This window comes from Microbulbifer elongatus, from assembly GCF_020524885.1.
Classification (GTDB): domain Bacteria; phylum Pseudomonadota; class Gammaproteobacteria; order Pseudomonadales; family Cellvibrionaceae; genus Microbulbifer; species Microbulbifer elongatus_A.
The window spans coordinates 656,384-676,703 of record NZ_JAIVKJ010000002.1; the positions used below are offsets into that span (position 1 = coordinate 656,384).

Sequence of the window (20,320 nt, forward strand, 5' to 3'; positions counted from 1 at the left end):
AGGCCTGCCTCCGGAGATGCCGGGCGCAGGCCTTTTCTATGGGTTAGTTAAAGCCGCAGGACCCGATGCGCTGTTTGTAAGGCTGGTAATTGTCCATAAACGAAAGGTAGTCCTCGCGAAAGGCCGCGCAGGATTGGGTCCCATCGTCCGATGTGCCACAACAGCGAATGGCCTCTGCCAGCTCGCGTTCGGACTGGCCGTCAAACCCGTCGGAGTGACCGGCACCGTACATGATGCTATCGGGCCAGGACTTGGCCGGTCGCCAGGCACTGTTGCCATAGGCTCCACCGTAGTAACAGCCGGTCCCCTGAACACAGTCAAGGCCGATATCCTCTGTGCCCCAGGCCGGGGTGCACTGGGAGCCGAAATAGTCATCCACCGTGTCTTCCGACCAGGCACAACACTCGACAGTACCGCCGTCGTCCGTGGTGCATTCACCGGCTTCGTTGCGGTTGTAGCTTATACAGCTGTCTTTGTTGTCGAAGGTATGGCACGCAGCGCTGGTGGACAGGGTGTATTCGGAAGCGGGTTTGAAGCTACCGCACCACTTTTCACAGCCTGGGCCGTCCAGGTTGCGCCATTCCCGGGCCAGTTCGCTTTCCCAGCCGGTAACGGCCGAGCCGTCGGCATTGGTACCGCCGTCGTACAGGTCGGCGAGGCCGAAATTGTGCCCCACCTCGTGAACCACCAGATTGCGCAGTTTGTACAAGGCTGTGTCCTGATCCGGCCACTCGCTGTCGCTGCCGAAATAGATCAGCTCGCCACCGGAAGCACCGTAGCCGCTATCGGTGATCACCACCTTGATCACACCGTAGATGTCATCGATATCGCATTGCTGCAGTATCGCTTCATGCACCTTGTCGTCTTCACAGGCAAAGGACGCAGCAATGTCGCTGCCCGTTGATGCACAGCCCAGTGCCTCGGCATCGGACAATGCGGTCTGGTAAAAAGCGAAGCTTGCAGGGAAGTCACGAAAAGGTGCCAGCCCCTGGAACTGATTCGAGATAGCGTCCTGTACGATCGCGTCAAAATAGGGTGCATTGTCCAGGTTGGCGAACAACAGCGTAAAGGGGGCGGATTCGGTACCGGCGATCAGCGGGCAGTCCGGGGTGGCGAATACTTTCGCATAATTACCCGGCGCAACGGGCTCGCCAGAAGCGGGGGAGCCCTGTCCGCCGTTACTGGGAGAGCCTGTACCCCCGGTGTCGCCGTCGGGGGCGCTGGATGAGGGGGGAAGCGGGGAGATGTCTGCTTCGGTGTCATTATCGCCCCCGCTGCCGCCGTTACAGCCGGTGGCAAGGGTCAAAAGGAGGCTAAGGCCCAGCGGCCCGCATAGTCGGGATAGCATAGTTCTGGATTGAGGTTGCGTAATGGTGGACGCTTGGCCATAGTCCACGGGTTATTGGTATTCGAGCCCAATCCGTTGTGCGTGTTGTGCCGGTGCCCCCGATCCATCCCGGTGCGCGCCTCTGGTGCCAGTACCAAGATCGAGTGATCGGAAGGGAGCCAGGGCGCGTAAAAGTACCGGATTCTACGGATAAAAAATGTACGCTTCCAGTGCCCACTGCACAGCGTTTCACCTGAATTGTTAGTCAGTTTCTGCCACTATGAGGCAAGGATAACTTTGGAGAAAAATGATGAGAAAACTGTTCTTCCTGCTGTGTGCTGTTGCGATTTCTTTACCCTCTTTTGCCCTGGAAGTGGGCGACAAGGCTCCCGAATTTGAATTGGCCGCGTCCGATGGGAAAACCTATCGACTGGCCGATTTCAAGGGCAAGCAGGCGGTGGCCGTTGCCTGGTACCCGAAGGCCTTCACCAAGGGTTGCACCATCGAGTGCAAATCTCTGGCTGAGAATGGGGATCTGATTCGCGAATACGATGTTGCCTACTTTATGGCCAGTACCGATGAGCTAGAGGACAACACCAAGTTTGCTGAAGAGATGAAAGCGGACTTCCCCCTGCTGAGTGATCCCAGCGGTGAGGTGGCTGAAGCCTACGATGTAAAAATGCCGGTGCTGAATATGGCCAAGCGGGTGACCATCTATATTGGCAAAGATGGCAAGATTCTGAAAATCGACCGCGATATCAAGCCGGCGACCAGCGCGCAAGATATGGCGCGTACACTGGGTGAGCTTGGAGTCGCGAAAAAGGGCTAAGAGCTTCTCGGTAATAAAAAAAAGGCCGCTATTGCGGCCTAACACTGGGGGTTTTCTTCTTGACCCTCATTTCAGAGGAAAGAAGATGATGTGAACTCCGGATGACGGTACGCTGGTCGAACGCGTTTGCTGGCGTTGGCTCAGTTAAGTTCGATCAGTTCAAACGTCTTTATAGTTGGGATGCTTCCCTGAAGATCGGTTTCGATTGTGTCCATGACTTTCAGGTTGTGGCAAAGATTCTCCGCACGTGATTCCAGGGTCAGTGCTCTGGCCTCGACAACCTCTTCCGCCGCTTCTGCTGCTATCTCTGCGTCACGCTCGATCGTCGCACCGCCCGTAAATACTGCCTTCAGTGCATGCCAGGTAAGTTTGCCTGCGGACTGGTGGGCGATCTTTTCAATACGCGGCTCCAATTCCTGCTCAATGATCTGTTCGATGGTTTGCTCGATATTCTCTCCCGCTTCCTCATCCCAGTTGTCACCCAGTACGTAGACGCCGTTTTCATTCTGCAGGCGGTCGCGGGTGGATTGGCGAATTTGCTGAGCGGCCTCGCGGAACTCCACGGAATCCGGATGATCTGCACCCGCCAGCGTGGTCAGTGCAATACCGACGCCCTCCATAGCGATATCTACCGCATCGATAGTGATATTGGTGATGTCCCGGCCGGACTGGAGCAGACCCGCATGATATGCCTCCAATTGATTCTGTTGTGCGGCGTCCAGTATTACTACCTGATCATTGATCGTCAGCTGCTGTGGCTTGTCTGCCTCATAACGCAATGTCTGTGCGTCATCGTCGTGAATGATTTCAAAAAAATCGGCGCTGACACGCGTATTGTGGTGCAGGCTCATGGAGCAGTTTGTATCGATGTCGTGACTGACTTTGATCTCGCTCGCTGATACGAGTGCCGGTGCGGTGAAGGCAATGGCGGAAACGAGGGCAAGGGCTTTGTTCATGGTTTTTCTTCTGAATTTCCAGGTTGTTATCGGTGTGACGCACCTGGTTTCCGTTCTGGATGCACCGGTACAAAAAAAATTTTGAAAGCTGGCTATCGCCGGCTGGCACGCTTATTGCTCTTCTCTGGTTAACGGCAGTCGCGGTTCCTCTGCACCAAAAGTATCCGATGTAAAAACACGAATTCCATTGCGAATCCTCCTCGATACGCAATACGGGCAGTTTTTGCCTGAAAAAAGTACGGGTTCTGACATTTGTTCATAAGAAGAGTGGGGAAAATCCATGAAGCGTAAAGCTCTGAGTTGTGCTGTTATGGCGGTCGCCGCCGGGTTGGCTTCAGTGCCGGTCACTCCGGTATTGGCGGAAGAAATTGAAGAGGTAGCGGTCACCGGGGTGCGCGGCAAGCCTCGCTCGGTGTCGGATTCACCGGTACCTGTGGATGTGTTCGGAAGCGAGGCACTGGAATCGGTTTCCTATACCGATACCAATGACGTGATGAAAACACTTGTTCCCTCCTACAACGTGAGCCGACAGCCCATCAGCGACGGTGGCACCTTTATCCGCCCGGCTCAGCTGCGCGGCATGCCCACAGACAAGACTCTGGTGCTGGTAAATTCCAAGCGCCGACATCGCGCTGCACTTGTCGAAATTGGTGGCTCTGGCACTCAGGGTCCGGATATTGCGACCATCCCCAGTTCTGCCCTGAAGTCTGTAGAAGTGCTGCGCGATGGTGCGGCGGCTCAATATGGCTCGGATGCGATTGCGGGCGTGATTAATTTCCTGCTCAAAGATAACGCCGAGGGCGGCTCCTTTAATGTGCAGGCCGGCGAATACAGCGAAGGTGACGGCTTCCAGACTACGGCCAGTGCTAATGTGGGCCTGCCGCTGGGAAGTGATGGTTTCCTCAGTATTTCGGGAGAAATGTCCAAATCTGACTTCACTTCCCGCAGTGAGCAGTACTGTGAAGACTGGTTCTGTGTTGATGAGCAGGATCCGGAATACATCGAAGCGGCAAAAAGCGCCTCACTGGAGGGCGACGTGGTTCAGCCCTGGGGGCAGCCCAACGCGGAGGCCACGCGCATATTCTTCAATGCCGGTTATGACCTGGGTGAGGGCAAGGAACTGTATGCCTTTGGTAACTATTCAGAGAGCGAGGCGGATGGCGGCTTCTTTTACCGCTTCCCTGGCAACGACACCATCGAGGATTTGCGTGAAGAAGACGGCTCGATTTATAGCCCACTGGAAAAATTCCCCGGCGGTTTTACACCACGGTTTTTTGGCGAGGTAACCGATTACTCGGCCGTAACCGGGTTTAAAGGCGAGATGGCTTCTGGCCTGTTGTACGATTTCAGTGCCCGCTATGGATTTAGTGAAATCGACTACACCCTGAAAAACACCATCAACCCGTCCATGGGGCCGGATAGCCCCACCTCGTTCAATCCTGGCACCCTGGCCAATGAGGAATTTCAGGTTCAGGCAGACTTCTCCAAAGACCTGAATCTCGGACTGAATAGCCCTGTAACCGCGGCTTTCGGCTTAAGCTATATGGATGAGTCCTACGAGCTCACCGGTGGTGATCCCGCCTCCTATGAAGCGGGGCCTTATGCTTCTGCAGATCCCTGGGGATTCTGTGACGGCGCCAATCCTACCCTGGCGGGCTTGGCTGTAATGGCGAGTGGTTCCAGCCTCAATTGTGCGGACGATAGCGACCCCGTATATCGAGTTGTTGGTGTGGGCTCCAACGGTTTCCCCGGCTATTCACCGGAATACTCTGGCAGCTACGCTCGCGATTCCTTCGCGGTGTACGGCGATTTGAGTACCGATGCCACAGATAAGCTGTTCTTGCAGGCAGCTCTGCGATTTGAGGACTACTCTGATTTTGACTCGGAACTCGTGGGTAAACTCGCCATGCAGTACGACCTCACGGAAAATATCGGCCTGCGTTCTTCCGTCGGTACCGGATTCCGCGCACCGACACCGGGTCAGCAGGGCACCACCAACGTATCAACGCGTCTGCCGAACGGTGTTCCAGTGGCTACCGGCCTATTCCCGGCGAGCAGCAGCGTTGCCCAGGCCCTGGGTGCCGAAGCACTTAAACCGGAAACCTCCACAAACTTTACCTTTGGTATGACAGGAGACTTTGATCTCCTCAATTTGACTGTGGATTTTTACCGCATTGACGTCGATGATCGTACCTACGCGATTTCCACCCTGGACGTATCCTCCGACCCAACTTCCGGGGCGGCATACGATAACTACCTCGCCCTGGTAGATGCGGGCGTGGTTGGTGCAGAGTCCATTGGTGGCGCGAATTATTTCACCAATGCATTTAATACCCGCACCCAGGGTGTCGATGTGGTCGCTACTTTCCCTGTGTCCTGGACCGATGAAAGCGTTACCAACTTCACGGCGTCGTTTAACTACAATAAATCCGAATTCACTTCTGATCCGGATGAGTACTTGAACGCAGAAGATCAGTACGATTTTGAAAATTTTGATCCGAAAATGCGCGGTGCCATGACCGCCATGCACAGTGTCGGTGCCCTGTCATTGATGGCGCGCGCCAACTGGTATGGTAGCTCCAAAAACTCCGGCCCCGGAGGCGATGCTTCTATGGTGCAGAAGTATGATCCGGTAGTGCAGGTTGACCTCGAGGGCAAGTATTACCTGGCGGACTCCACCAGTGTGGTTCTGGGTGGCCGCAACATCTTTGATACCTACCCCGATGAAGATGAAATTGGCGATTACTGCTGTGGCCGGATATATCCATCGGCCACCGTGGTGGATTGGCAGGGTGCTTTCTACTACATGGGTGTACGGCACAATTTCTAAAAATTACTCTTCTACAATTACTGTCCCCGCTCATCGCGGGGATTTTTTTGCCTCGAATCTGGCTGTGTATGACGTCCACTTAATTAGCACGCATAAAAAAGGCCAGCGGTAGTGCTGGCCACGGAGCGACTGTGTTTACTAATTATTAGCTGATTCGGTGCAGCACTTTAGGTAATGCAGATGCATATTTTTGCACATCTTCGATGCGGCCCATGCTGACTCGAGACCAGTTGGTGTAGTCTCGATAAATACCGCGGATCAGGACGCTTTCTTTTTGCATCTCTGCTCGGAATGTCTCCGCGTTCAGGTCACCCAGATTGACGAACATGAAGTTGGTTACCGATGGCAGCGCGGTTAGACCATTTTCCTTCACCGCAGCGCCGACGATCTCACGCGCTTCTTTTACCTTTGCCCGGCAATAGTCCATGAACTGCTGATCTTCGTAGCAGGCAATGGCGGCGGCGAGACCGGCCTGATTGAGGCCGTACCAGCCAAGGCCGTAGCGTTCCATCTCCTGGATTTTTTCGGGCTGGGCGATCAGGTAGCCTACGCGCATACCTGCGAGACCATAGATTTTGGAGAAAGTCCGCGCCACAATCACATCGTGCCCCTGCTTGATCAGCGGAATCACGGTGTTGGCATCACTGTTGTCGGTAAGCTCGTTGTAGGCTTCATCGGCGAGCACAGTGCACTTTTTCGACGCCTTGATGCAGAAATTACGCATGGCGACGGGGTCGATCAACATCCCGGTAGGGTTGTTTGGGTTGGTGACCTGCACCATGGAAATTGAATCGTCGATGGACGCATACATGGCATCGAGATCAATCGCCAGGGACTCGATCTTGGGCAAGCGCTTGATCTCGCCAATTTCCTGGATTTCTACCACGCGCGAGGTGGTGTCCCAGAAAAGATCCGGGCCGAGGATGCTGCCCTTTTGTGCGGCGGCAATAGCCGCAGCCGCAAGCCCGGCACTGCTACCAGACCCCAGGGTTATATGGTCGGGAGTGAGGCCGTGGCGCTCGGCAATCATCGACTTGAGGCGGGCGACGCTATCGTAGACGTAATAAGCGCCTTTCTGGCTCGCTTCCATCATCGCCTTGAGCGCCGCGGGACTGGGACCATAGGGGTTCTCGTTGGCGTTCAATTTGGCAACGCCCGGGGGCGGTCCGTAAATCGGTGTTGGTCGCGAGATCTCTTTCGCTGCTGCGCTACTGGCGAGGCCACCGATGGTGGCTGCCGAGAAGGCTGCCGTGGTGCCCTGCAAGAACATTCGCCTGCTCAATGATTTATGCATTATTTTGTTCTCCCGTTTGTGTGTTTCTCATCCTGGTGTTGGATGAAAAGGTTCAAGCCTTGGCAAACATCGCCATGGATACCGCAATCAGATATACCCCGAACAAACGTTTCAGGTGCATTTCATTCATGCTGTGCGCCCAGCGGGCGCCGATAGGTGCTGAAATTATTGAAAATACGGAAATGGCGAGTAGCGCCGGGATATTGATATAGCCGATGGAGCCCATGGGCAGATCCGGTGCACCGAGCCCCATAATGAGGAATCCAATTGCGCCAGGCAGGCCAATAAGGAAACCGATACCGGAAGCGGTAGCCACCGCCTGGTGCGCCGGTCGGTTGCACAGCACCATGGTCATTACCGTGATGGTGCCACCGCCAATACCAAGTAGAGACGAAAATCCACCGAGGAAGCTGGCAAGCCCTGCTCGTGCGATACCGGTAGGCATTTCCAGCTTGCCCTTTAGGCCGTCAAACAGGTTGGGAAACAGGAAGTAGACCGAATAGAGCAGAACGCCCGCGGCAAATACATGTACCAGGCTTTTGCTGTTGGTGAAAGAGGCTATGTACAGGCCTGCGCCGACACCAAGTACGATCCATACGGACCAGTCCTTCAGCACCTTGAAATCTACCGCTCCTCGCTTACTGTGCGCCTGCACAGAGCGCGCAGAAGAAACCACAATGGAAGCGAGTGAGGTTCCTACGGCTACGCGCATCATTTCGTCCGATGCGCTGTGTAAAAACGGAAACACAGCGAGAAGCGCGGGAACTACAACAAAACCGCCTCCGTTGCCAAAGAGTCCCGCCGTAATTCCGGCAATCAGGCCTGCAGCGCACAGCAGCAGGATAAACAGTGATACTTCCTCAACGCTCATTGGCTCTCCCGGTGTTCTTTGTTGAACAAGCTATCAATAGCATTAACCGTGCCAATGGACGCCTTGCGAACTTTACTGAGATAAGATGAGGCCCGATCGCGATAAGTCGAGAGCGACGAGTTTCTGGTTTTAGCCGTACCGTAATATGGCCCGTCGCTGGTTAGCCCTTCGGTCCAAATACTGCTCAGAGGTTTACGCAGGGGCACTGGCTGGTTATCTTCGTCGCAATATTCGTCGACTCTTTGTTGTAGAAAGAGTGCCCGCCAGGGTTTTCAAAAACTGAAGTTACAAAGCTCGCACCTACTGAACTCTGTAAGAGAATTCCGCAAGGCGCAGCCGGGGGAGATATGCGCAAAAAAATAATGGTGCTGGTGGCACTGATAATCAGTATCAGTGCACAGGCCGAAACCATCAGTAACCTGACCGCCACCATGGACAAGCAGCAGGGGCTGTTTGACTTTTACTGGGATGAGCGCAAAGGCCGCGTTCTACTGCAGGTTGATCAATTTGATCGGGAGTTGCTGCTGCTCTCGGGGCTGGCCCAGGGGCTGGGTTCCAACCCGGTAGGGCTCGATCGCAACCAGGCTGGCGAAAGCCGTGTAGTGAAGTTCGAGCGGGTTGGCAACAAGGTTTTGATTCACCAGGTGAATCTGGATTACCGCGCACAGTCGGATAATCCGGCGGAACGACGTGCGGTGGAGGAGGCGTTTGCGACCTCGATACTGTGGGGCTTTGAGGTAATTGCGGAAGAGGGTAGCGGCGTACTGATCGACTTCACCCCCTTCCTGCTGAGCGACCAGCACGGCATTGCCGAGCGACTCAAAAGTGCCAAACAGGGCAGTTACAGCATCGACGCCGGCAAATCGGCAGTCTACCTGCCCCGTACCAAAAGTTTCCCTCAGAACACGGAATTTGAGGCACAGCTGACGTTTGCCGGCAGTGAGCCGGGCAAATATATGAAAGAGGTTGTGCCTACCCCTGAGCTGGTCACTTTGCGGCAGCATATCTCTCTGGTGGCGCTGCCAGACAATGGCTATCAGCCGCGTAAATTCCACAGTCGCAGCGGCTACTTTCCGCTCAAATATCGTGACTATGCCACTGCCATCGACCAACCGATGGATCAGCGCCTGATTTTTCGCCACCACCTGGAGAAAAAGCCGGATAGCAATGAAGCAGTCGAGCCCATCATTTACTACGTCGATTCCGGCGTGCCGGAGCCTGTGCGCAGTGCGCTGATCGAGGGTGCCAGCTGGTGGAATCAGGCATTCGAAGCGGCCGGGTTTGAAAACGCCTTTCAGGTCAAGATTCTGCCGGAAGATGCCGACCCTCTGGATGTGCGTTACAACGTCATCAATTGGGTGCACCGTTCCACCCGCGGCTGGTCCTACGGTTATTCTATTTACGATCCCCGTACTGGCGAGATCCTGAAAGGCAATGTCACCCTGGGTTCCCTGCGGGTGCGACAGGACTTTTTGATTGCCCAGGGGCTGTTGCAGCCCTACGGCAAAGAGGATGCGGATACAGAAAAGCTGAAGGCGATGGCACTGGCACGGATCCGCCAGCTATCCGCGCACGAGGTAGGGCATACCCTGGGACTCGCACACAACTTTGTTGCCAGTACAGAAGGCCGCGCTTCGGTTATGGACTATCCCGCACCGCTGGTAACCCTGGACGGCAAAAAGCTTGCGCTTAATGAGGCCTATGCCACCGGTATCGGCGCGTGGGACAAGCTCGCCGTGCAGTATGGTTACGGTATCGCAGCGGAGGGCGAGTCCGCGTATCTGTCCGACATCATTGCAGCGGCGGAGAAACAGAATCTGCGTTATATCTCGGACCCGGATTCGCGTGTTATCAACAACGCGCACGCCAAGTCCCACCTGTGGGATAACGGGACGGACGTCGTGGACGAGTTTCAGCGCATGACCGATTTACGCCGATACGCGCTGGAGAATTTTTCAGTAGCGGCCAACCGGCCGGACGTTGCCCGGTCTTCGCTGGATGAGACTCTTGTGCCGGTTTACTACGGACACCGCTATCAGGCCGAAGCTGTAGGCAAGCTAATCGGCGGGCTGGACTACAACTACCTTTATAACGATGACAAAGCCGAGAGCTACACCATGGTGCCCGCACAGCGGCAGCAGCAGGCGATCGACGCTCTGCTGGCAACCCTGAAACCGGAGTTTCTGACCCTCCCGGAAAAGGTATTGCAGCTGTTACCACCCAAGTCCTATGGCTATAGCCGCACTAATGAAAGCTTCCCGGCATATACCGGTGTGGCCTTCGACAGCATCGCAATGGCTGAAGCCGCCGCTGGTCATACCTACTCGATCCTGCTGAACCCAGAGCGTGCAGCGCGCTTACAGCAACAGCAGGCGCGCCGGGGGGAAGGCCCCGGCTTCAATACACTGCTTGCCCAACTGACGGAGCAGGCACTGGGCAGCGATAGCTACGAAGGCCTGGAAGCGGCGATACACCAGCGGGTAAACCATGTGTTTATCCACCAGCTAATGTTGCTGGCTGCCGACAAGACAGCGCCGGAATCCGCCCGCGCACGCGCCAACTTCGAGCTGGTGAAATTCCAGCACGCGATTGGTCAGATGAAGCTGTTTGGCGATGATCCGCACGGTTACAACGCACATTACTTCTACGAGGCCAATCGTATTGCGTCGTTTATGGATGGTGACCTGAAGGTTGAACCTGGGGACATCAAGCCGATGCCACCGGGTTCGCCGATCTAACGGGTATTTATTTCACTGCTCGACTGGTGTCTATAAGCAAAGAGGCCGTGCAAATTGCACGGCCTCTTTGTTTGCGTCACAGCTTGCAAGCCCTGTTAGCAATCACCCACGAATAAACTGGGACTTGCGGATCCAGTGCCTGCCGCGGTAGTTGCGTGTGGGGGCTGAAGTGGTTTTCGCCCAGAAGTAGTCCCGATTGAACTGGAACTCTACATCGTAGCCCTCGGCCAGTGCTGCCAATGGCATGGCCTGCCAGTTGGACTGGCGGCGCTTACTGGTGGCCTCCAGCAGGTATTCGGTGCCGTTTACAATGGCCACTACCCACGCGTGCCCCTCGCCCTTGTAGGTGCCCAGTGCCACCCGCGCATCCACACCCAGGTTGATCAGCCAGTCGGCGAGCAAAATAGCGTGGTCCTCGCAATCGCCACGCTTTTGATAGTACGCCTGACGAGAGGTCTGCCAGATATCCGCGAGGCCGGCGTACTGCAAGTGGTCATATTGATACTCTTTGCGGATCGCCAGAGTATACAGGGGAACCCACAGGTCCTTGGTCTCGAACGGCTGGAAGCCCACCAGGTAGCTATTGGCAAAGTGGTGGAGCCTGTCCAGGCCACGTGCGGAGGCGGTCACCGACTCCAATCCCTGCCAGTTCCAGATAGATATATAGCCGCTCTCCTGTTCAGAGCGCTTGCCCACCGCCCCTTGCACCATGGATTCCGTCAGCGGGGATTGGCTGCCGGTTACGATCACGGTGCCGCGCTGAATGTCCTTCTCGGTGGATTTTTCTGCAGCGCGGTAAGACGCCCGGCGCTGTGCCTCCATCACGATTTGGTCCTGCGCAGACTGCTTTTGCTTCAAAAGCAGCTCGGGCAGCATCAAGACAAGCCCCAGAATTATTCCGCTCAGCAACAGGCGCATGATGAGCTGCCTCAGCCCTTGAGCCCGAAGGAAATGATCACGGCTACAAATATCAGAATGGTGGAGGCAAAAATGGCCACGGCGATATTGCCGTTTTTCAGCTCTGCCTCAATATCCACATGCTTGAGTAGTTTCTTGTCAATGATCAGTAGTGCAACCATGCCGATCATCAGCGCCAGCAGCGTGTAAAGAAGGTTCAGTCCAAGATTGAACAGGGTCGCGGTAAGAAATTCAGATTGCACGATTATTGATCCATGTAAAAAAATACCCGGGTAATTAGATCACAACCCGCAGCGTAATTCCGCCCGCTTGGCCTCGATTTCGTGGGCTGGGCGGAAGCCACTTGCCGAGAGCAGGCTGGCTCTCTATTGTGAGCGGCGAATTTGAATACAAAAGGGATTGTCGATGTTGTCTAAGTTGTCAAAGTTATTAATTTTGGTTGTTGTTGCCGGGCTTGCCGCCTGCGGAGACCGCGTGGAAGTGCCTCCGGCACATGTGGGGAAGATTCTTACCAAGAATGGTTACAAACCGAGCAATGTACCACCCTCCAAGTTTCGCCTGGATCCCTGTCTATTTTATTGCGACAAGCTGATCACCCTGGCCACTGCGGATTTTGGTCACCTGGAAAAGTTCAAGCTGTTCATGCCCAAGGATCAGCTCAACATGAGTTTTGATATCCGCATGACAGGCTCTGTCAATGAGCGGTATATCGACAATATCTTCGATCGCGTGCCGCCGAATACCGACAACATCTCTGTAAATCAGGTATACAACACCTACGCCCAGCCGGTAATTCGCGATGTGGTGCGCCGGGTTATCGCCAAGTATTCCATCAATGAAATCGCCTCCTCCCGAGAAATGCTGAGCCAGGAACTGTTCTCTGCCGTGACCACCTCTCTCGAGGGTACGCCGATCAAAATCAAGCGTCTGGGCATCGCCGATGTACAGTTTCCCAAAGTCATTACCGAAGCCAAGGAGCGCGCCGCCGAGCGCCGCGAGTTGATTGAGCAGGAAAAGGCCCAGTTTGAAATCCAGAAGATTCAGATGGAACGGGACCTGGAGCGTGAAAAAATGAATCGAGCCATCGCCCGGGAAAAAGCCATGGGGCAGAAAGAGGTAAACGATCTGTTGGCGAAATCGGTCACTGACAAGTATCTCGCTTATCGCACCCTCGAAGTCCTGGACCGTATGGCAGAGTCCAATAACAAAGTGTTCGTTCCCGTCGAAGCGCTGGGCACCATCGGCCTGCAGCAGGCGGTATTTTCTGATCAGATGAAACAAGTGGCGCGCAAGCGCTGAGTTGGGGGGCATATGGAGTTCAATTCACAGATTGCCAACTGGTTGATGGCCGCTCTGGGCGGCCTTTCCACATGGATCGTCGCCGCTGCCTGTGTGCTGCTGGCGCTGAATATTTTTCTGCGGATACGCTTTTTGAAGAGCCACGGTGAGGAGCTGCACTGGCTGCTGGATCGCAGCCTGGTGATCCGCTTCCTGTGCCTGTTGTTCTTTATCTGGGTGTTGATCGGGTTCAACAGTAACGGTCCCAAGCTGGTGTTGGCGCCCGATTACAGTGACGAACAGGCCGCGCGGCAACGTATTCTGGAAGGGGGTTCCACGGGGCTGGAAAACCTTGCTCCAAAAAAGCCCACCGCAGAGGAAACCAGTGCGCACCTGGAGGCATTAAGAGAAGAGCAGCAGTCTGAAATTGCAGAAGAAGAAACCCCTGACCGATAACGGGAACTGGGTTTCATAAAGGCGAGATTTTAGCAGGTTTTTGGGTGGGGAACGGTTTCGGCACTGAGTAGACTTCCGGACACGTTGGAAGAGGAGGAGTTTTCCATGCGTTACTTACTACCTGTAGTACTGTTTTGTTCACTGTCTGGCGTCGCTATGGCGCAACAACCAATGAGTGAGCTTCCGGCAGGTTCTTCGGAAGTGCAGATCATGGGTAAAACCTATTGGCACAGCGGTGACAATTTCTATCAGTTCAATGAGGAAACCGGTATGTTTTATCAGGTTCCTCAGCCCACTGTGCAAGCTCACCAGAATCGTGTGCAGCAATCGCACCGTAGCCAGCGGACTCTTCAGGGCACCGGGCTGACTGGTGACCAGATTGAAGGCTGTCGTAATGCGGCTGCTGATAAATCCAATGAGGTTCCCAATCGGGGCAGTGAGGTTTACATTAACGAGTACAACCGCTGCATCAGAGATCTGCAGTAATTAACCTTCGGCATATAGACTTGAAGGTAAGAAAGGATTGCCGGTTTCCGGCAATCCTTTTTTATTTCTTTCTGATTTATAAACCGCGGTTAATCAGTAAGCACCGCGAATCAGCTCAATGCCTGGCTCGATCGCGCGGCGCCAGGCCAATGCGGTGTCATCGTCAAATTGCGGGTCGTGCTTTCTGAGTGTTACCAGTAATGACTCCAGCCATAACCCATACCACTCGGGGCGAATGTTATAACCCTTGCGAGAGTGGGATTCCCCCAGCGCTTTTAACTTGGTGGCGGGCATGCCGCGAGCGTGCAGTACCAGCTGCATAATGCCGTTGCGCAGCAGGTGGCGCTGGGCTGGCATGTCGGTATTTTTGAACAGTGCGCGGACGGCCTCGGAGCTGCCCATGAAGCGGTCGTAAAAGTCGATGAAAAAACTTTTGTTGTTGCAACAGCGGCCATAACTCTGGAAAACGATGTCACTGTCGGCACTTCCCATTGCGATTACTCCCGTGGCTATTCTTAATCTGCGCGAGCTGGCGCAAGTGACCGCGGATTCTAGCGGTGAACAGCGGGGCAAAATTGATCTGGATCAAGTCTCCGTGGGCGGGTGGCTATTATTTCGGCTGTTATGAAAAAGGGGCCCGAGGGCCCCTTTAGTTAGTTGCTAACGGCAGTAATTACTGTGGATTAGCGTCGATGGATGTGTTTGCGGATTACTGAGAGCACTTTTTGCCCTTGCAGGGTTTGTCGCCGCCACCATTGTCACCACCGCCATTGCTGCCACTACAGCCATTCGCGGTCAGGTAATCTACCGCCGCCTTGGCCTGCACCAGACCGTAGCCGTAGGCGTTGTCGCGGCCAGCGGCCCCCAGGTCTTCCGCCGTGCTGGTCAGTGCCGAGCGGATCTCGCTCGCGGAGCAGCTGGGGAAGTGGCTCCATACCAGGGCGCTGACACCGGCAACGTGCGGAGTGGCCATGGAAGTGCCGTTAAAGTAGGCGTAGTCGCCGGGTTCGAGGGTCAGGCTTGCGCTGCTGCCCAGTTGGCCGAGAAGTGTGGCACCGTCGGTGTCAGAAATACCGGCAGAGGGGATTCCGGTGACAACTTCACCCATGGTGCCGTACAGCATGCCCGGCTCATTGTTGAAGATTACCGCTCCCACACCACCGCCGGCCTCACAGGCCTGCACTTTTTCCGCGAAGCTGATATTGCCGCGGGAAATCAGGCACACCTTCCCGGAAGCATCGGTACAGGCGGACTCACCCAAACCGCAATCCACCAGATCGCCGGTGACGTCACCCTGAGGACTGCCTTCCATACCTGCCGCCTCAATGTTGCTGCCACCCACAGTTAGAGTGGTTTGCAGGCTTGAGCCGGTAGGGACGGAGGAGAGTACATCCACACCCGGACCAGACAGCTCGACCTGACCGGTCTGCTGGGAGAAGTCCGCGACCATCTTGTTGCTGTCGATAGCGGCTACCGACACTACCGAGTCGTAGGACGCGGGGTAGGAGTGACGTGTGTTGCCGTCATTGCCTGCGGCAGCGATGGAAAGCACATTCTGGTTCGCGTAGAGGTCGGCGAAGGCCTGGTCCTCGGTGCGGGACTTGAGGGTGCCGCCAAGGCTCATGTTGATAACGGTCGCACCGTTGGCGGCACATTCGTCTGCGGCGGCAACGAGGGAGGATGAATACGCCCAACCGTCCGCACCGAACACCTTGACGATGTGCAGGTTGAGATTGCCGTTCGGGTTCACACCAACGACACCTGTGCCATTGCCGCCGATGGCGGCGATGGTTCCGGCAACATGGGTGCCGTGACCGTTTTCGTCGGTAAACCAGTCGCCGGTACCTGAATCGTAATTACCGGTGACATTCGTGTTGTACAGGTCCTCGTGGCCAATGTCATAACCGGAGTCGATGATACACACCGTCTGATTTCCGGCCATGGCATCACTGAGTTGATCCGCCTGTACCATGGGAATGCCAAACGGGACTGTCTCTGCCATCGGATAGCGTTTTACGTCCAGTTCAACGTACTCCACATTGGGGTTGTTGCGCAGGGCATTAAGTGCTTTGTCGGAAAGCGCCGCCGCCATGGCGTTACGTTTCTCAAGGGACTGTAGTGAACGTCCGCCGTTCTTATTCATCATCGCGGTCACTGAAGGGCCTTTGCCCTCTTTGAACTTGACGATGTAACGGTCATCGGCGGCACTGGCGTGAGTGGAAATGGCGAGGGCCAGCGCGCTGGCAAACAGGGCGGTAATACTTTTTTTCATTTCTTTTTGGGCTCCAGGATTGTCTGGTACTTCTTATTGTTGGTATGACGATGGGCGGTACGCCAATGCCTTTGAATAGGCACTGGCGTACCGCCGGTGGATAAAATCTAGCAGCATTTTACGCACCGCTAATGATTCACTGTGTGCAGTGTGCGATGCTCAGCAAAAGGTGTTTTTCAGGAGGAGATAAGCGACAAACTGTTGGAGGGAACGGCGCACTTGTTCGTCAGCCTGCGCGAAGGCCGTGCGCGGGCAATCATGGAGTCGAAATTAATTTTTCAGGCGGAATATTTTCTATTTTGAGGCCCCTGGGCTAAACATCGTTCTCGTGCTTCAGTTGCACTTGCCAGTCTCCCTCGAGATCCACGCTCACCAGTACCTGAATGGGGCGGCAGCAAACGGTGCAGTCTTCAATGTAGTGGCGGCTGCCCGCAGAGGTATCGATCAGCATCAGGATGGGCTCCCCACAGTAGGGGCACTGGGCGCTGAATTCTTCTACCTTGTGCATGGTCACTTGCTCCCGTTTGTCTGCTGTTTGAGGTGGGGCTTCGCCCAGGCTGCCAGTGTGTCTGCTACATAGATAGCATCTTCCCGCCGGGTTAGCAGGTGATCGGCGTCATCCAGGCTGATAAAGCTCTTTGGGTGCATGGCCCGGTTGTAGATGTCTGCGGCTTCGTCGATAGAGACAACCTGGTCTACCGGGGAGTGGTAAATCAGCAGTGGGCGCCCAAGCCTGTGAATATAGCCTTCCTGAATGGACGCCACATCTTCCACAAAATGTTTCTGAATCACGAAAGGGCGGCCCGAAAGCTCAACCTCCGCCTGCCCGTGTTGTTGAATGGTGTCCAGCGCACACGAGAACTGCTTGAGTACGTGATCCGGGTCTGCTGGTGCGGCGATGGTGACAATCGCCTTCGCCTCGGGAATATCTTGCGCCGCGGCCAGTACGGCGGCGCCACCCAGGCTGTGGCCCACCAGCAGATCCGCGGGCTGGTACTCATCGCGCAGAAAGCGGGCCGCGCTTTTCAGGTCTTCCACATTGCTGGAAAAATTTGTCTCGCTGAAGTCGCCCTCACTGTCGCCGAGGCCGGTGAAGTCGAAGCGCAGGGTGGCAATACCCAGCTCGCTGAGTCGGCGGCTGATGCGAGAGGCCGCCAGCACATCCTTGCCACAGGTAAAACAGGGCGCGAACAGGGCGTAGCCTGTCGGCGCCGTTGTTGGTGTTTCCAGAATGCCCGCAATCGTCTGCCCGCTGGCGTTGGGGAAGGTCACCTTGTGCTTGCGGCGGGCTTTGCCAGTGTTGTTTGGGGGCATGAGGGCTTCCTGTCGGCTGCTTTTTTTGTGAGCAAATACGGTAGTCGCAGCTAATGGTAGGGAGCGAAAAATGACCGGGCAACGCATGTGAACGCACTTTTTTGCGTTCTTGTAAAAATGACAGCGATGTCAGTTAGTTATTCGTACTGTGCGGTAATTCATTTACAAAACCGGTTGATATACTCCGCGGCCTGACCAGTTGTCCCGCATCTACCGCAGGAGCGGTGACCGCCGAGGGGGTCAGGGCGTATAATCCGCGCCCGCTTTCTCCGGCTGCGCGCCGGGGTGGGTAAGTATTTACAAATCAGCAGAAGAGGATTGGACATGGCGGTTAAATTGATGAAGGACCAGGATCTGGCGGGCAAGCGCGTTTTGATCCGCGAAGATCTGAACGTGCCGGTTAAAGACGGTGCGGTCACCTCCGATGCGCGTATCCGCGCCGCACTTCCCACCATCAAGGCCGCCTCCGAAGCCGGTGCCAAAGTCCTGCTGATGTCCCACCTGGGCCGCCCCACCGAGGGCGAGTACGCTGAAGAATTCTCCCTGGCCCCGGTTGCCGCCCACCTGAGCAAGCTGCTGGGCAAAGACGTGCCAGTGATCAAGGACTGGCAGAACGGCGTGGAACTTGCAGACGGTGATGTAGTGCTGCTGGAAAATGTGCGCTTCAACAAGGGCGAGAAGAAAGACGATGAGGCATTGGCGAAGCAGTACGCGAGCCTGTGCGACATCTTCGTGATGGACGCCTTTGGTACTGCGCACCGCGCCCAGGCTTCCACCCACGGTGTAGCCAAGTTTGCTCCGGTTGCCTGTGCCGGCCCACTGCTGGCTGCAGAGCTGGACGCGCTGGAAAAAGCGCTGGCGGAGCCGGCGCGCCCGATGGTTGCCATCGTCGGCGGTTCCAAGGTCTCAACCAAACTGACCGTGCTCGAAAGCCTGTCGGACAAGGTCGACCAGCTGATCGTAGGCGGTGGTATCGCCAACACGTTCCTCGCGGCAGATGGCAAGCCGGTAGGCAAGTCCCTGTGTGAACTCGACCTGATCGATACCGCCAAGGGCCTGATGCAGAAGTGCGACATCCCTCTGCCCACTGATGTGGTAACCGGCAAGGAATTCAGTGAGTCCGCTGCGGCGGAAACCAAGGCGGCGGATTCCGTTGCCGACGACGATATGATCTTCGACATCGGCCCGGATTCCTCCGCAGCACTGGCAGAAATCCTCAAGGGCGCCAAGACCATTATCTGGAACGGTCCGGTGGGTGTGTTTGAATTCGATCAGTTCGGCGGCGGTACCGAGCGCCTGTCCAAGGCAATCGCCGATAGCGACGCCTTCTCCATCGCCGGCGGTGGCGACACCCTGGCAGCGGTAGACAAGTACGGCATTGCCGAGAAGGTTTCCTATATTTCTACTGGGGGTGGTGCCTTCCTCGAGTACGTGGAAGGCAAAGTGCTGCCGGCAGTTGCCATGCTGGAAAGCCGCGCCAGCGAGTAAGTGTTCACAGGGCGCGGCCGGAACTGGTCCCGGGCGCGTCGCTTGGCAGTTTTAGTTAGCTGCAAAAGCAGTACCGAGTAGTACCCAAATTAAAAAGAGATGCGACCGGGCCCCGCTCAGGAATCGCACACGTGCTGTAACTAATACCAACTTTATATCGACGAGAAAGGGTTTTTTCATGGCTTTAATCAGCTTGCGTCAGCTGCTGGACCACGCCGCCGAACACGGCTATGGCGTGCCGGCGTTCAACGTCAACAACCTGGAGCAGATGCGCGCGATCATGGAGGCGGCCGACGAGACCGATTCTCCGGTGATCGTTCAGGCCTCTGCCGGTGCCCGCAAATATGCTGGTGCTCCCTTCCTGCGCCACCTGATACTGGCGGCCGTGGAAGAGTTCCCGCACATCCCGGTGGTCATGCACCAGGATCACGGCACCAGCCCCGCGGTATGCCAGCGCTCCCTGCAGCTGGGTTTCAGCTCAGTGATGATGGACGGCTCGCTGATGGAAGACGGCAAGACCCCGTCCTCTTACGAGTACAACGTCGACGTGACCAAGCGCGCGGTAGAAATGGCCCACGCCTGTGGCGCCTCCGTGGAAGGTGAGCTGGGTTGCCTGGGTTCCCTGGAAACCGGCATGGCCGGCGAGGAAGACGGTGTTGGCGCCGAGGGCAAGCTGTCCCACGACCAGCTGCTTACCGACCCGGAAGAGGCTGCAGACTTCGTCAAGCAGACTCAGGTGGACGCCCTCGCCATCGCCTGTGGTACCAGCCACGGTGCTTACAAGTTTACCCGTCCGCCTACCGGTGACATCCTCGCGATCGATCGCATCAAGGAAATCCACGCGCGTATCCCGGATACCCACCTGGTCATGCACGGATCCTCCTCGGTGCCGCAGGAGTGGTTGAAGGTGATCAACGAGTTCGGCGGTGAGATCCCGGAAACCTACGGTGTACCGGTCGAGCAGATCTGCGAAGGCATCAAGCACGGTGTGCGCAAGGTCAACATCGACACCGACCTGCGCCTCGCCAGCACCGGTGCCGTACGCCGCTTCCTGGCACAGAACCCGGCGGAATTCGATCCGCGCAAATTCCTCAAGGTCACTACCCAGGCCATGAAGGAAATCTGCCTGGCTCGCTATGAGGCCTTCGGCACTGCCGGCAACGCCAGCAAGATCAAGCCTATCAGCCTGGAAACCATGTACCAGCGTTACGAAAAGGGTGAGCTGGTGCCCAAGATCAATTAATTCTTGGCACTGCTAGCTTG

General features: G+C 55.9%; 18 protein-coding genes. 8 read left to right on the forward strand and 10 right to left on the reverse strand.

Annotated features, from left to right (window positions below; all coding sequences use genetic code 11):
• Positions 1–43 precede the first annotated feature (43 nt).
• Positions 44–1,306 carry a hypothetical protein gene (locus tag LC059_RS10205; RefSeq protein WP_226703747.1) on the reverse strand — a complete coding sequence of 421 codons (1,263 nt, stop codon included), beginning with the start codon at positions 1,304–1,306 and terminating at the stop codon, positions 44–46.
• A 328-nt stretch (positions 1,307–1,634) separates the two neighbouring features.
• Here LC059_RS10205 and LC059_RS10210 point away from each other — a divergent pair, with 328 nt between their 5' ends.
• Positions 1,635–2,156, forward strand: coding sequence for a peroxiredoxin (locus tag LC059_RS10210; RefSeq protein ID WP_226703748.1), 522 nt, complete (start codon positions 1,635–1,637; stop codon positions 2,154–2,156).
• A 140-nt stretch (positions 2,157–2,296) separates the two neighbouring features.
• On the opposite strand, the gene LC059_RS10215 is transcribed toward LC059_RS10210, so the two are convergent.
• Positions 2,297–3,112, reverse strand: a complete 816-nt coding sequence (locus LC059_RS10215) for a DUF2884 family protein (protein ID WP_226703749.1) — start codon at positions 3,110–3,112, stop codon at positions 2,297–2,299.
• A gap of 280 nt (positions 3,113–3,392) precedes the next feature.
• Between LC059_RS10215 and LC059_RS10220 the strand changes: the two genes are divergently transcribed.
• Positions 3,393–5,942 carry a TonB-dependent receptor plug domain-containing protein gene (locus LC059_RS10220; RefSeq protein ID WP_226703750.1) on the forward strand — a complete coding sequence of 850 codons (2,550 nt, stop codon included), beginning with the start codon at positions 3,393–3,395 and terminating at the stop codon, positions 5,940–5,942.
• 145 nt (positions 5,943–6,087) lie between these two features.
• Here LC059_RS10220 and LC059_RS10225 read toward each other — a convergent pair whose 3' ends face one another.
• Positions 6,088–7,236 (reverse strand): pyridoxal phosphate-dependent aminotransferase, encoded by a 1,149-nt coding sequence (locus LC059_RS10225; RefSeq protein WP_226703751.1) that lies wholly within the window; start codon positions 7,234–7,236, stop codon positions 6,088–6,090.
• A gap of 52 nt (positions 7,237–7,288) precedes the next feature.
• Positions 7,289–8,107, reverse strand: coding sequence for a sulfite exporter TauE/SafE family protein (locus tag LC059_RS10230; protein ID WP_226703752.1), 819 nt, complete (start codon positions 8,105–8,107; stop codon positions 7,289–7,291).
• 347 nt (positions 8,108–8,454) lie between these two features.
• On the opposite strand from LC059_RS10230, the gene LC059_RS10235 reads away from it, so the two are divergent.
• Positions 8,455–10,845 (forward strand): zinc-dependent metalloprotease, encoded by a 2,391-nt coding sequence (locus tag LC059_RS10235; RefSeq protein WP_226703753.1) that lies wholly within the window; start codon positions 8,455–8,457, stop codon positions 10,843–10,845.
• A 102-nt stretch (positions 10,846–10,947) separates the two neighbouring features.
• On the opposite strand, the gene LC059_RS10240 is transcribed toward LC059_RS10235, so the two are convergent.
• Positions 10,948–11,763: a transglutaminase-like domain-containing protein gene (locus LC059_RS10240; RefSeq protein ID WP_226703754.1), complete on the reverse strand. Its 816-nt coding sequence runs from the start codon at positions 11,761–11,763 to the stop codon at positions 10,948–10,950.
• An 11-nt stretch (positions 11,764–11,774) separates the two neighbouring features.
• A complete protein-coding gene (locus LC059_RS10245) occupies positions 11,775–12,005 on the reverse strand; it encodes a DUF350 domain-containing protein (RefSeq protein WP_226703755.1) in 231 nt (76 codons plus the stop codon).
• 232 nt (positions 12,006–12,237) lie between these two features.
• On the opposite strand from LC059_RS10245, the gene LC059_RS10250 reads away from it, so the two are divergent.
• The 3 genes from LC059_RS10250 to LC059_RS10260 all read left to right on the forward strand — a co-directional run bounded on the left by LC059_RS10250 (position 12,238) and on the right by LC059_RS10260 (position 13,983).
• Complete coding sequence (locus LC059_RS10250) at positions 12,238–13,062, forward strand: SPFH domain-containing protein (RefSeq protein ID WP_226703756.1); 825 nt, start codon at positions 12,238–12,240, stop codon at positions 13,060–13,062.
• 12 nt (positions 13,063–13,074) lie between these two features.
• A complete protein-coding gene (locus LC059_RS10255) occupies positions 13,075–13,497 on the forward strand; it encodes a hypothetical protein (protein ID WP_226703757.1) in 423 nt (140 codons plus the stop codon).
• A gap of 105 nt (positions 13,498–13,602) precedes the next feature.
• Positions 13,603–13,983, forward strand: a complete 381-nt coding sequence (locus LC059_RS10260; RefSeq protein WP_226703758.1) for a hypothetical protein — start codon at positions 13,603–13,605, stop codon at positions 13,981–13,983.
• 93 nt (positions 13,984–14,076) lie between these two features.
• On the opposite strand, the gene LC059_RS10265 is transcribed toward LC059_RS10260, so the two are convergent.
• The 4 genes from LC059_RS10265 to LC059_RS10280 form a co-directional block, all read right to left on the reverse strand.
• Complete coding sequence (locus LC059_RS10265; RefSeq protein WP_226703759.1) at positions 14,077–14,475, reverse strand: globin; 399 nt, start codon at positions 14,473–14,475, stop codon at positions 14,077–14,079.
• Between the two features lie 217 nt (positions 14,476–14,692).
• Positions 14,693–16,255, reverse strand: a complete 1,563-nt coding sequence (locus LC059_RS10270; RefSeq protein WP_226703760.1) for a S8 family serine peptidase — start codon at positions 16,253–16,255, stop codon at positions 14,693–14,695.
• A gap of 313 nt (positions 16,256–16,568) precedes the next feature.
• Complete coding sequence (locus LC059_RS10275) at positions 16,569–16,763, reverse strand: CPXCG motif-containing cysteine-rich protein (protein ID WP_226703761.1); 195 nt, start codon at positions 16,761–16,763, stop codon at positions 16,569–16,571.
• A 2-nt stretch (positions 16,764–16,765) separates the two neighbouring features.
• Entirely contained in the window at positions 16,766–17,569 is an 804-nt protein-coding gene (locus LC059_RS10280) for an alpha/beta hydrolase (RefSeq protein ID WP_226703762.1), read from the reverse strand.
• A 324-nt stretch (positions 17,570–17,893) separates the two neighbouring features.
• On the opposite strand from LC059_RS10280, the gene LC059_RS10285 reads away from it, so the two are divergent.
• Positions 17,894–19,057, forward strand: a complete 1,164-nt coding sequence (locus tag LC059_RS10285; protein ID WP_226703763.1) for a phosphoglycerate kinase — start codon at positions 17,894–17,896, stop codon at positions 19,055–19,057.
• A 178-nt stretch (positions 19,058–19,235) separates the two neighbouring features.
• A complete protein-coding gene (gene fba / locus LC059_RS10290) occupies positions 19,236–20,300 on the forward strand; it encodes a class II fructose-bisphosphate aldolase (protein WP_226703764.1) in 1,065 nt (354 codons plus the stop codon).
• Positions 20,301–20,320 lie beyond the last annotated feature (20 nt).

Excerpts from the sequence above, each read along its gene's own strand:
- LC059_RS10240 (WP_226703754.1), bottom strand. The coding sequence starts at position 11,763 with ATGCGCCTGTTGCTGAGCGGAATAATTCTGGGGCTTGTCTTGATGCTG.
- LC059_RS10260 (WP_226703758.1), top strand. The coding sequence starts at position 13,603 with ATGCGTTACTTACTACCTGTAGTACTGTTTTGTTCACTGTCTGGCGTC.
- LC059_RS10275 (WP_226703761.1), bottom strand. The coding sequence starts at position 16,763 with ATGCACAAGGTAGAAGAATTCAGCGCCCAGTGCCCCTACTGTGGGGAG.
- LC059_RS10210 (WP_226703748.1), top strand. The coding sequence starts at position 1,635 with ATGATGAGAAAACTGTTCTTCCTGCTGTGTGCTGTTGCGATTTCTTTA.
- LC059_RS10225 (WP_226703751.1), bottom strand. The coding sequence starts at position 7,236 with ATGCATAAATCATTGAGCAGGCGAATGTTCTTGCAGGGCACCACGGCA.
- LC059_RS10265 (WP_226703759.1), bottom strand. The coding sequence starts at position 14,475 with ATGGGAAGTGCCGACAGTGACATCGTTTTCCAGAGTTATGGCCGCTGT.
- fba (WP_226703764.1), top strand. The coding sequence starts at position 19,236 with ATGGCTTTAATCAGCTTGCGTCAGCTGCTGGACCACGCCGCCGAACAC.
- LC059_RS10235 (WP_226703753.1), top strand. The coding sequence starts at position 8,455 with ATGCGCAAAAAAATAATGGTGCTGGTGGCACTGATAATCAGTATCAGT.
- LC059_RS10255 (WP_226703757.1), top strand. The coding sequence starts at position 13,075 with ATGGAGTTCAATTCACAGATTGCCAACTGGTTGATGGCCGCTCTGGGC.
- LC059_RS10220 (WP_226703750.1), top strand. The coding sequence starts at position 3,393 with ATGAAGCGTAAAGCTCTGAGTTGTGCTGTTATGGCGGTCGCCGCCGGG.
- LC059_RS10215 (WP_226703749.1), bottom strand. The coding sequence starts at position 3,112 with ATGAACAAAGCCCTTGCCCTCGTTTCCGCCATTGCCTTCACCGCACCG.
- LC059_RS10285 (WP_226703763.1), top strand. The coding sequence starts at position 17,894 with ATGGCGGTTAAATTGATGAAGGACCAGGATCTGGCGGGCAAGCGCGTT.
- LC059_RS10270 (WP_226703760.1), bottom strand. The coding sequence starts at position 16,255 with ATGAAAAAAAGTATTACCGCCCTGTTTGCCAGCGCGCTGGCCCTCGCC.
- LC059_RS10280 (WP_226703762.1), bottom strand. The coding sequence starts at position 17,569 with ATGCCCCCAAACAACACTGGCAAAGCCCGCCGCAAGCACAAGGTGACC.
- LC059_RS10230 (WP_226703752.1), bottom strand. The coding sequence starts at position 8,107 with ATGAGCGTTGAGGAAGTATCACTGTTTATCCTGCTGCTGTGCGCTGCA.